The sequence below is a fragment of the Enterococcus sp. AAFC-DPL-5146 genome (assembly GCF_058216635.1).
The window spans coordinates 2580805-2592907 of sequence record NZ_CM177103.1 but is presented as its reverse complement, the minus strand read 5'-3'; the positions used below and the strand labels follow the sequence as shown (position 1 = coordinate 2592907).

At 36.9% G+C, this 12103-nt stretch carries 9 protein-coding genes; 8 read left to right on the top strand and 1 reads right to left on the bottom strand.

From position 1 onward, the window contains the following. Positions 1–18 precede the first annotated feature (18 nt). Together AC4BB2_RS11940 and AC4BB2_RS11935 are read left to right on the top strand one after the other, a co-directional pair. Positions 19–534 (top strand): transcription repressor NadR, encoded by a 516-nt coding sequence (locus AC4BB2_RS11940; protein WP_490473122.1) that lies wholly within the window; start codon positions 19–21, stop codon positions 532–534. A 45-nt stretch (positions 535–579) separates the two neighbouring features. Then, complete coding sequence (locus tag AC4BB2_RS11935; protein WP_490473121.1) at positions 580–1248, top strand: hypothetical protein; 669 nt, start codon at positions 580–582, stop codon at positions 1246–1248. A gap of 81 nt (positions 1249–1329) precedes the next feature. Here AC4BB2_RS11935 and AC4BB2_RS11930 read toward each other — a convergent pair whose 3' ends face one another. After that, positions 1330–2310, bottom strand: coding sequence for an L-lactate dehydrogenase (locus tag AC4BB2_RS11930; RefSeq protein ID WP_490473120.1), 981 nt, complete (start codon positions 2308–2310; stop codon positions 1330–1332). Positions 2311–2691: 381 nt separating this feature from the next. On the opposite strand from AC4BB2_RS11930, the gene pth reads away from it, so the two are divergent. From pth to AC4BB2_RS11900, 6 genes are all read left to right on the top strand, one after another. Beyond that, positions 2692–3258 (top strand): aminoacyl-tRNA hydrolase, encoded by a 567-nt coding sequence (pth, locus tag AC4BB2_RS11925; RefSeq protein ID WP_490473119.1) that lies wholly within the window; start codon positions 2692–2694, stop codon positions 3256–3258. A 157-nt stretch (positions 3259–3415) separates the two neighbouring features. After that, positions 3416–6955: a transcription-repair coupling factor gene (gene mfd / locus AC4BB2_RS11920; protein ID WP_490473118.1), complete on the top strand. Its 3540-nt coding sequence runs from the start codon at positions 3416–3418 to the stop codon at positions 6953–6955. 131 nt (positions 6956–7086) lie between these two features. Beyond that, the gene (locus AC4BB2_RS11915) at positions 7087–8670 is read left to right on the top strand and encodes a putative polysaccharide biosynthesis protein (protein ID WP_490473117.1); all 1584 of its coding nucleotides are present in this window, start codon (positions 7087–7089) and stop codon (positions 8668–8670) included. Positions 8671–8675: 5 nt separating this feature from the next. Next, a complete protein-coding gene (locus tag AC4BB2_RS11910) occupies positions 8676–8948 on the top strand; it encodes an RNA-binding S4 domain-containing protein (protein WP_490473116.1) in 273 nt (90 codons plus the stop codon). A gap of 295 nt (positions 8949–9243) precedes the next feature. Then, the gene (locus AC4BB2_RS11905) at positions 9244–11493 is read left to right on the top strand and encodes a hypothetical protein (protein WP_490473115.1); all 2250 of its coding nucleotides are present in this window, start codon (positions 9244–9246) and stop codon (positions 11491–11493) included. 132 nt (positions 11494–11625) lie between these two features. Beyond that, positions 11626–12093 (top strand): FtsB family cell division protein, encoded by a 468-nt coding sequence (locus AC4BB2_RS11900; RefSeq protein WP_490473114.1) that lies wholly within the window; start codon positions 11626–11628, stop codon positions 12091–12093. Positions 12094–12103 lie beyond the last annotated feature (10 nt).

The window sequence follows — 12103 nt, the reverse complement described above, 5'->3', positions numbered from 1 at the left end:
GTAACAGGAGGAAAGTGAATGGATGGCATAAAAAGACGAGAAGCGATTTTACTTGAATTAGAATCAGCAGAAAAGCCAGTGAGTGCCAGTCTCTTTGCGAAAGAATTCAAGGTCAGTCGCCAAATAGTAGTTGGAGATGTTGCACTTTTACGAGCAGCAGGCTACGAAATTATTGCAACAGCTCGAGGGTATTTACTTGAGGCTAAAAAAGATAAAAAAGGGATTATCAGAAAAATTGCTTGTCAACATTCACCTGAGCAAACGGAAGAGGAACTATTGACGATTGTTTCTCTAGGTGGTGAAATTCTGGATGTAGTGGTAGAACATCCGATTTATGGGGAATTAACGGGTGGACTGTATATTCGCACAGAAAAAGAAGTGAAAGAATTTGTCAAAGCCTATAAAAAAAATAGCGCTTCGTTATTGTCTGAGTTGACTGAAGGGATTCACTTGCATACGATTCGTTGTGAAAATGAAGAAGTACTTAAAGATATAAAAGAAGTGTTGATTGAAAAAGGTATTTTGTATAAATGATAAAATAGACATGAAAAAATGAAAATTGAGGAGACAATGAAAAGTATGAATAAAAAAATCTATTTTGTTTTTGGGGCAATTTTTTTACTTTCAGGTTGTTCAAATATACAGGAATCCAATAAAAGTTTGGAAAGCTCAACGACTAGCAGTTCTGTTGTGAAGAAAGAGACTGAGTCTAATAACTCAAATACTTCAACATCAAAATCAAGTACAGGTGATTCAACAAAACAAATTTCAAGTAGTTCATCTGAAGAACAAGCTACTCAAGAGACGACAAAAGAAGACGTGACAAAAGCCTATCCTTATGAAGTTTCATTGGATACGTTTAAAGCGAATCAAGTGTTTGTTAATAAGGGAATGAATATTCCGAATGCTATTGAATTTTCTTTTGAAAATGCATCACAAGGCATAGTATCATTTGGATTAAAGGCACCAGAACAAGAACATGTAACGAGTTACGAGGTTTCATATCAGCAGATTCCCACAAAAACAATACGCATATTTTCAGCAGGGAACAATGCTATACGTAGCGTTAACGTAAATACAGAATTAGTACTTGGAGAACGTATATACAGCGATCAGGACCGTATAATTTCAGGTGATTTTTATACTTTTATAAATAAAAATGGTGGGGTATCTTTGGCAACACCAAATTATGCTGGAAACGTAGAGCCAAAAGATAGTGATGTGATGTTAGAATATTTGCCAATGTAAGTAACCTTGCCTGACAAGGTTAACTTGATTAACAATAAAAACTCTCTATCCGAAGCAGGATGACTTCGGATAGAGAGTTTTTTAATTGTTTTCCGCTTCAAATTTCTCAAATGCTGATTGGATAACTTCTTTCAAAGCATTAGCAGAAGCATTCATTCGATCCATTTCCGAATCTGACAATGGAATTTCAATGACTTGTTTGATTCCTTGACGATTGATAACAGCTGGTGCACCGATATAAATATCGTTTTGTCCGTACTCACCATCTAAATAAACAGAAAGTGGGAAGACGGAATCTTCATCGTCTAAAATTGCTTTAGTAATTCGGGCTAAGGCCGCTGCAATTCCATAGAATGTTGCGCCTTTTTTCTCAATGATTGAATAAGCCGCATCCCTTACATTAAAGAATAGATTAACCATCGCTTCCTCATCTACGTCCGGATTATTTTTGACCCATTCATAAATTTGCAATCCAGCAACGTTTGCATGAGACCAAACTGGAAATTCTGTGTCTCCGTGCTCACCTAAGATATATGCATGGACATTACGAGCATCCACGTCAACTAATTCGGCGATTGCTTGACGGAAGCGAGCAGAATCAAGTGAGGTTCCTGACCCGATAACGCGTTCCTTTGGAAATCCTGAGAATTTCCATGTAGAATAGGTTAAAATATCGACTGGATTAGCGGCAACTAAGAAAATGCCATTGAAACCAGAATCAACAATTGCAGTTACAATTTGCTTATTGATTTTCAAATTTTTGTGAACCAAATCAATTCTTGTTTCGCCAGGTTTTTGTGCGGCTCCTGCAGTTAATACCACAAGGTCAGCATCATGACAGTCGTCATAAGTAGCTGCATAAATTTTTTTAGGAGAAGTGAAGGCTAATGCGTGAGATAAATCAGCGGCATCTCCTTCTGTTTTCTTGATATCTATATCTATAATTCCAACTTCTTGTGCAATGTTTTGAGTGACTAAGGCAAAAGCGTAACTAGATCCGACGGCGCCATCTCCAACTAAAATCACTTTTTGATGATCTTTATATCCTACTGCTGCAGTCATGTGTATCATCCCTTTCAGATAATTGTTTTATCACAATGATAATACCATCGTTTGTGAGTTTTGTCACGGTGTTTGTTTTATATATTAATACAGTTTTTCCTTCTGTATCATAAGAAAACTCTTTCATGTGCGTTATTTCACTATTTGTATTTTTGATTATTTTTTTCCAGTGAAAAAAATAAATCAGCCTTACGTTTTTTTTAACAAATTAAAAGATTCGGCAATTGACTGTTTTATGGTATAATTATAAAAAAACTGGGCAGAAGATTTTCCTGCTCGGGTATTTTGTGTTGGAGAATGAATATACAGTGGTGAAAAAACAAAAGCTTATAGAATCAGCTTTTGTTTAAACCTCTTAATTATAAGGAGAATATAAACAAAATGAAAATGATCATCGGGCTAGGTAACCCAGGAAGCAAGTATCAAGAAACAAAACATAATATTGGTTTTATTACAGTAGATGAAATTGCTCACCGTTACAATGCGACATTCAATAAAAGTCAATTTGAAGCAGATATCGCAGAGTTCTTTATAGGAACAGAAAAAATCATGTTGGTCAAACCTCTGACATTTATGAATGAGTCTGGTCGATCAGTTGGACCGTTAATGACTTATTATGGTGTGGAAGATGAAGAGTTGATTGTTATTTATGATGACTTAGATTTAGAAGTTGGCAAAATTCGTCTACGTGAAAAAGGTGGAGCTGGCGGACATAACGGGATAAAAAGTTTGATTTCTCATTTAGGAACAAATGAGTTTCCGAGAATTAAAATCGGTATTGGACGTCCAATAGGCAGCAATACAGTAGTTCATCATGTATTAAGTGGATTTCCAAAAGAAAGTCACGAAGAAATATTGATAGCCGTAAAAAATGCAGCGGATGCAGCCATTTATGCCTGTGAAGGGCATACGTTTGTTGATACGATGAATCAATTTAATGGAAAATAAACAACTGGGGAATTTATTGTCTAGCTTCGTGAGTTAGTTTCTCGGGAAAAAAGATGGAAATTGAATGAGGTAAAAAGCACCTCGTTCAATTTTCTCTATTTTTTCATTGGAGGCGAAACGAGCCCACTACGCTTTTAAATTATAGGAGGAGTCTAACGTGAACATCATTGAACGAATTGGTGCAAGTGAACTAGCCAAAGATTGGCGTAATCAACTAACAGAAAATAGTCGCCAGTTGATTACAGGCTTAGCAGGCTCTGCCAAAACACTGGTTATGACTAGTGGCTTCAAAGAAAAAAATAAAAAAATCGTTGTTGCAGTTCCTAATCTTTATTATGGAAATCAATTAGTTGAAGATTTTCGCAACGTGTTATCTGATGAAGAAGTCTATTTATTTCCCGTGGATGAAGTGCTGTCTGCTGAGATGGCTTTTTCTTCACCAGAAGCTAGAGCGGAAAGAGTAGCAACCCTTAACTTTCTTTTAACCGATCAAGCAGGAATTGTAGTTGTTCCTGTAGCCGGCTTAAGAAAATATTTGCCAAGTAAACAAACGTGGAAACAAGCCCAATTGCATTGGTCAATTGGCGGAGAAATTGAATTAGATACTTTAGCGCAGCAGCTTGTATTAATGGGCTATGAACGTCAATCTTTAGTTGGCAAGCCAGGAGATTTCAGTATCCGAGGCAGCATTGTTGATGTGTATCCGCTCAATTCTGAATATCCTGTCAGAGCGGAATTATTTGATATTGAAATTGATTCTCTGCGTTATTTTGAAGCCGATACACAACGTTCTGTGGGGAACATTGAATCTGTAACGCTGTCACCAATGACAGATCTTGTGTTTTCAAAAGAAGATTTGGTTCACGGTGAAAAACAACTAAACAATGCACTGGAAAAAAGAATAGCCATCGCTAAAGATGCCGCTGAAAAAGATTTCCTTCAAGATTACTTTGGGCAGTTAGCAACCTCTTGGAATCAAGGTGTTCCTACGGATACAGCACATTATTATACTGATTTTCTATATGAAACAAAAACGACGTTGCTTGATTATTTACCTGAAGATAGTTTCGTTTTCGTGGATGACTATGCTCGGATTTTAGAAGCAGAGCGTGAAATCCTTCGTGAAGAGAACGAATGGCAAGTACTTAAATTAGAAGAAATGCGTGTTTTTCCTGAACAGACATTTGGTTTAGAGTTTCATGAGCAAGTTCGGAAAATGACTTTTCCAACGACCTTCTTTTCGTTGTTTCAAAAAGGAATGGGCAATCTGCGTTTTCAAGCTGTGCATAATTTTCAATACCGTTCCATGCAGCAATTTTTTGGTCAAATGCCTTTATTGAAAACGGAAATGGATCGTTGGCAAAAACAAGATCAGACGGTTGTCGTTTTTGTTCCAACAAAAGAACGTAGTCAAAAAGTCGAAGAGCTGTTTCGTGATTTTGATATTTCAAGTGTGACAGCCTCTCCTGATAAGTTAATAGCAGGAAAAATCCAAATCGTCGAAGGCTCACTACAGTCGGGATTTGAATTGCCAGTTGAAAAAATCGTTGCCATCACGGAGAAAGAAATTTTCCATACAACAACGAAAAAAAGAGCACGACGTCAAACGGTTTCCAATGCAGAACGCCTAAAAAGTTATAGCGATTTAAAAACAGGTGACTATGTCGTTCATGCGAATCATGGGATCGGTAAATATATTGGCATGCAGACTTTAGAAGTTGACGGTGTTCATCAAGATTACATCACTATTTTGTATCAAAATGATGATAAACTGTTTATTCCTGTAACACAGCTGAACTTGATTCAAAAATTCGTCGCTTCAGAAGCGAAATCACCAAAAGTCAATAAATTAGGTGGTAGTGAATGGAGCAAAACTAAGCGCAAAGTATCATCTAAAATTGAAGATATCGCTGATGATTTGATTCAGCTTTATGCCTCAAGAGAATCTGAAAAAGGCTATGCATTTCCGCCGGATGATGCCTACCAGAAAGAATTTGAAGATGCATTTCCTTACAGTGAAACTGACGATCAGTTACGTAGTACCGCTGAAATCAAACATGATATGGAAAAAACTAGACCGATGGATCGCTTGCTTGTGGGGGATGTCGGTTACGGGAAAACAGAAGTTGCTTTGCGTGCGGCGTTTAAAGCAATCAATAACAATAAACAAGTCGCTTTTTTAGTTCCTACAACTATTTTGGCACAACAACACTATGAAACCATGCTGGATCGTTTTGAAGGATTTCCAGTGGAAGTTGGTTTGTTGAGCCGCTTTAGAACGAAAAAACAGCAAAGTGAAACAATCGAAAAAATTAAACATGGTCAAGTGGATATTGTAGTTGGAACACATCGTTTGCTATCACAAGACGTGAATTTTAGTGATCTTGGTTTGTTAGTAATCGATGAAGAACAACGCTTTGGGGTAAAACACAAAGAACGCTTGAAACAACTTCGAGCACAAGTGGACGTTTTAACACTAACAGCGACGCCAATCCCTAGAACACTGCACATGTCGATGCTTGGGGTACGTGACCTTTCTGTCATTGAAACGCCGCCAGAAAACCGCTATCCGATCCAAACATACGTCATGGAAAATAATCCAGGGGCTGTTAGAGAAGCTATCGAAAGAGAAATGGCCCGTGATGGACAAGTCTTCTATCTTTATAATCGGGTGGATACGATTGAGCAAAAGGTAGAAGAAATCCAAGCCTTGGTTCCAGATGCTAGAATCGCTTATGCACATGGTCAGATGACGGAAGTTCAATTGGAAAATACGCTATTTGATTTTATTGAGCGACAATATGATGTTCTCGTCACGACAACAATCATTGAAACGGGTGTTGATATTCCTAATGCAAATACGCTATTTGTGGAAAATGCTGATTATATGGGCTTATCTACATTGTATCAATTGCGAGGAAGAGTCGGTCGGAGCAATCGTGTAGCGTATGCTTATTTTATGTACGAACAACAAAAAATCTTAAATGAAGTCAGTGAAAAACGTTTAGAAGCGATCAAAGATTTTACTGAACTAGGTTCTGGATTTAAGATTGCTATGCGGGATTTATCCATTCGTGGAGCAGGGAATTTATTAGGTGCGCAACAACACGGATTTATCGATTCGGTTGGTTTTGACATGTATTCACAAATGCTTTCAGAAGCAGTGGCTCGTAAACAAGGGAAAAACATTCAAGATCAGAAAACATCTGTTGAAATCGATTTGGGTATCGATGCTTATTTACCAACAAGCTATATTGCTGATGAACGTCAGAAAATTGAAATTTACAAACGAATTCGTCAATTGGAAAATATGGATATGTATGATGAATTGGAAGCGGATCTTCTGGATCGTTTTGGAGAGTATCCAGACGAAGTGGCTCATTTATTGACTACTGGACAAATTAAAATGGACGGAGATCGTGCTTTAGTAGAAACGATTCGTAAACGACAGTTAGAAATCACGTTTACCTTAAGCAAGATCGGTACTAAGACTTATAATGTAGAACAAATTTTTGAAGCATTATCTAAAACTCAGTTGAAAGCAGACTTAGCTGTAGATAATGAAAAAATGTCGGTTCGCTTGAAAGTGCCTAAAGACATGAAAGAAGCTGCTTGGCTGCAAGAAGTTGCTTTATTTACTGCAGCTTTAAGGCAAGAAAAGTACAAGACAATTGCTGTTGATGAAGAGCAAAGTTAGCTAGTTTCATGAGCCAGTTTCTCAGGAAAAAGATAAAAATTGAAGGAGTCAAAGAGTGTCTCAGTCTATTTTTTCTATTTTTCTGTCAGAGCTGAGCGAGCCCAGCCGACTTTTAGAATAGGAGGTCAACCATGGCGCGTAATGAGATGCGAACGATGATGCACGGCGCTGCTGTTTTAACTGTTGCGTCATTTATCGCTAAAGTACTGAGTGCAGTTTATCGTGTGCCTTTTCAAAACTTAGTTGGTGATGAAGGGTTCTATGTATATCAGCAAGTATATCCGATTTATGGAATTGCTATGACATTGGCGTTGTCGGGGCTGCCTCAATTTATTTCAAAAGTAGTAGCAGAACAACGAGAGATTAGCGCACAGAAAAAGGTTTTACAACAATTGTTTCCTTTTGTGTTTGTGATTGCCGGTTTATGTTGGGCGTTTTTCTTTTTGGGTAGTCATGAAATTGCCTTTATGATGGGAGACGTTCGATTAGCCTCGTTGATTCAAGTCGTCTCTTTTACATTTTTGTTAGTTCCGATACTGTCTTTTTATCGTGGGAATTTTCAAGGACACTTACTAATGATTCCAAGCGCTGTTTCTCAAGTAATGGAACAAATTATTCGAGTGGGTGTGATTTTGGTTGCTGCGTATTCTTTTAGCCAATTCGGTTGGTCTGTTTATCAGACAGGAACAATTGCGATGGGAGGATCCTTGTTAGGAGGCATAATCGCTGCTGGAATTTTGTGGTACTATGACAAAAAAATCCGTGTCGGCAGTTCAGCGTATCTTACTGAGTGGAAAGTGGAAAAAGGTTCTGGAAAATTATTTGGACGTTTAGTAGTAGAAGGCGGAATTGTTTCTTTATATAGTGCGTTTTTGATTTTCTTTCAATTGATTGATTCATTTTTTGTAAAAAATTCATTAGTTGCTTCTGGGATCAGTGATTCTGCAGCTAAAATCGATAAAGGTATTTATGATCGAGGTCAACCTTTGGTGCAATTAGGTCTCGTCGTTGCTTTGGCACTAAGCTCAAGTTTTTTACCAGCTCTGACAAAATATTTTATCAGTCAGGAACAAGGGCGTTTTTTGAAAGCTGCAAAAATATTTTTACGTTTAACGACAACAATTGCTACAGCCGCTTCGTTGGGCTTAGTTTTATTGCTTCCTTATATGAATTTTGCTTTATTTAAAGATTACAAAGGAAATGGCGTTTTAGGGATATACGTTTGTTCCATAGCGTTTATGGCAGTTATTCAAGCGTATCAAAGTATTTTGCAAAGTCGTAGCCAGTTTACGACATCCATAGTTTCTGCTGGAGTAGGTTTACTCATCAAACTATTCTTAACAAGCTCGCTAACATATAGTTGGGGAACGGTTGGTGCAAGTGTTTCTACTATTGCAGGACTAGTTGCTACATTATTTTTCTTGGTGCTCTTCTCAAAAAAAGAAATCAATCGATTTGGTGTAGAAAATCACTTTCTGAAAAAATTAACTATCAGTTTAGGTATGATGGGAATTGTGTTACTCTGTTATCAAGGTGTTATTGGGCTGGTGATTGGAACGGTTAGTCATCGTGGTCAAGCATTAATCGTTACGTTGTTGGGCGTTTTTATTGGTGGAGCAACATTTATTTTTATCATAATCAAAATAAAATTATTTACAATACGAGAATGGCTAACATTACCGTTTGGAGCGAAAATATTAAGAATGAAGAGGTAGGTTTTATGCGTTTAGATAAATTTTTAAAAGTGTCTCGAATTATCAAAAGAAGACCTGTGGCTAAAGAAGTTGCGGATAAAGGTCGGATTCAAATTAATGGTATCTTGGCAAAGTCATCAAGCAATGTAAAAATTGGTGATCAAGTCAAGATCCAATTTGGAAACAAAATCTTAGAAATTGAAGTACTTGAACTTCGTGATTCAACGAAAAAAGAAGATGCGGAAAAAATGTATCAGATTATTTCAGAAAAAAGAGTCGAAAATAGTGATAGTGAATAAATAAAATTAGCATTGTTTTGTCTGGATCTGAAATAAAATGAAGAGAAGTATATTTAAGCAATAAATAATAAGAGTTTGGAATGGTTGTATCTCCTTAATCATTAGGTTCAAAACCTGATGTTAAAAGAGGCGTTACAATTATTTCCAAGCTCTTATTTTTTTATAAAGTCATGGGGGAGTGTTGGAGGTATTTCGAAAGGTGAAGGATAAGAACTAATGGCATTATTAAGATACAGAAGCGTCAAGCTACTGTCGTAATTTTATAATAAAAGGAATAAAGAGAGGGGTTAAGTAAATGGAAAGAAAGTCTTTGTTAGATTCAGATTTAGGATTTGCTAATGATGGTGTCACTGATAATGCCCAATTTATTAGTAAATTAAACAACTTGGAGCAGGATGTTATTGTTCCAGCAGGAGTATTTATATTTAGTGGAGGGAAAATATCAAATAAGCCTAGGTTGATTTTTGAAAAAGGAGCAACATTTAAGGTTTTGCCTGACGAAACGTTGTTTGTGAATTCGGATATTGAAGCAGGACATTATCAAATTTTTTCTGGTGAAGGGCAGGTCACAACAACGTATAAAGATAATAATACTCCTGTTGTTGATTACCCCGCTTTAACGCATGTTAAAGCTGCTTGGTTCGGTGTGAAGGCAGATGCTAAACATCCCGCAACTTGGGGAAGCTCAACCAGCGGGAAAAATGTAATAGGAGACTTGCCAAGTGGAACTGATTCAACGGAAGCGCTAAAAAGAGCCTGTAAAATGGCGCAAGATGCTAGCTTTCACGCACCATCAACAAGTGACCTACATACGATATGCCCGTTAGAATTACAACCTAATGGAAAAATAATTGTAAAAGGTGACAATGCATTAGGGTCTCAAATATTAAATGAAGCAATTGAGGATATGAGACTTATGTCTAAACGAGGAGAAGAGTTTACAAAACACAAAAGCTATCTTAGTTTAACTAGATCACCGTTTGATTTTAGTGTTAAAGGTAATTTTTGTACGATTCTGTTTGTTCCACTAGCAGAAACGGACACATTGATTGGTGAGACAACAAATATCAATCAACTTTATGTTGATGATCTGGTTGTTGAACCTTGTGGTTATATAGAAGCTGGTTATGGATCTTTATTGAGAAATGAAGGTATCGTAACATTTGGTGAAACCAAGAAGCATTTTAATTCGCTATCACAGCAACATTTCAATAACGTACGGTTCAGTTTAGTTTCTGGTAATGCCCATAATATGGGGGTGGATGGTCAGACTAATCCTTGTGGGACTCTTTTTAATTACACAGGATATGGGCTAGGTGATCGTCTGCGAATAAACGGCGGTTCCTATCGAAATTTTGAAAAACTAATTAATATCGAGAATCCTGAAGCAGTGGAGTTTAAGGTTGAAAATACTGAAACTGCGTCATATGCAGATAATTCAGTATGGTACAATGTGCCGTCAAATTATTCTCAATTTTATATTGAAAATGCATTAGCTTTAATGAAAGGAGATAAACAAACCTATCTACGATTTATGGCTGATTATAGTTTTCCAGATGGTTATCAAAATATTGCTTCAGCAAGTCGTGTTCAAGTTAGGTCTTCGCGATTAGAAGGTGGAGAAGGAAAACAAAAAACAATCTTGCAAGCAAATTATGGTCAATTTAATATTAGTCATATTGACTCTAGCACAGCACAAGGCGTTGAACATGATGATTCTGTTTTAGCAGATTTATCTGGTCTTGCAACGGCTGATTTTAGTCACTGCAGTTTACCCAATAACATCAGTCTTGATCTCAGTATGTTCGGTTCTGATCCTAACTACAATCAATTTGGAGGGTCAATAAGAACGCCTATGTTGTCGTTGGAAAATTGTACTATCCGTAATCGATTGAGACTGATTCAGTCAACGAAATTCAATGGTGTTTCCTATGGGCAAGCACTTCTTAATACTAAAAATAAGTATATCCCAGTTCTAAAAATTGTAGAATCTCCCAATGTCAGTAGAGGGGAAACGGATTATGGTTACTATGTTCCTTTGCCTAAATATTATGGCACGTATAACTCGCCTGCAAGTTATGAATTAAATGAACTGTATGTTCCGACTCATTGGACAGGTAAAAGTTACCCAACTAAAAATACTTTTGGCTGGAATTTACCTCCATTTGTTCGAATAAGTGAGATTAATCTTTCTATGAATTATGAAAGTACTAAGGGGGAAGGTATAAAGCTTATTATCGGCAAAGATGGTGTAGAAGATCAGTACTCTAGGATAGTCAGATTAGATAGTCTGAAGGCTGAAAATAATTACTATAATAATGTTAATTTAATCCCTTCTTCTTCGATTGCAACTCAGACCGATGATCCTGAAAAATTATTTTTCCGTATTTTGTTTGTCGACGAGAATGGCGAAGAAATTAAAGATCCCGATAAGGATAAGCCGACTATTCATCCGTCTATGACTATCAACTTGAAGTATCGTTGTTTGCGTTCAGGAAGTGAAATACCTGCGTTAGGCAAACCAGCTGTCGATATAACAGGATGAGTATGTTCCTATTTGAATAGAACAATACTAGTTTTTAAGACTTTAAAAAAATAGTAACAATTTAGATTAGACAAGCTTCTTAGATGTTGGTATAATGAGACAGACAAACCAAAAACGAGTGGAGCGTAAGACATGGGAAAAAAGAAAAAAGACATGGAGAAAGTTGCTGCGTTAGATAATGAGTATACAAAAGAACAGTATGCTGAATTTCAAAAACAGCAAAAACAGTTAATTTTCAGACGTCGGCGTCTAGCGGTTGTTTTTCTCGTGGCGTTTGTGATTTTTATTGTTTCTGGTATCCAGTTGGTGAAAGATTACCAACAATTGAATACCTTTAAAGCGCAACAAGCGGATGCTGTTGCTGAATCAGGCGAAGCAGACAAGAAGCTCAAGCGTTTGGAACAAGACGTTGCTTTGTTGAGAGATGATGATTATGTGGCAAAATTAGCCCGTAGCCGGTTTTATGTCTCAAAAGAAGGAGAACAAATCTACAACATTCCAGAGTTAGGCGGAACGACTGGCTCCAGTAATGAACAAAAGCAATCATCAGAAGTAAGTCAATCACAGTCTCATTCGACTGAGAAACAATCAGGCGAATAACTGAAGATAT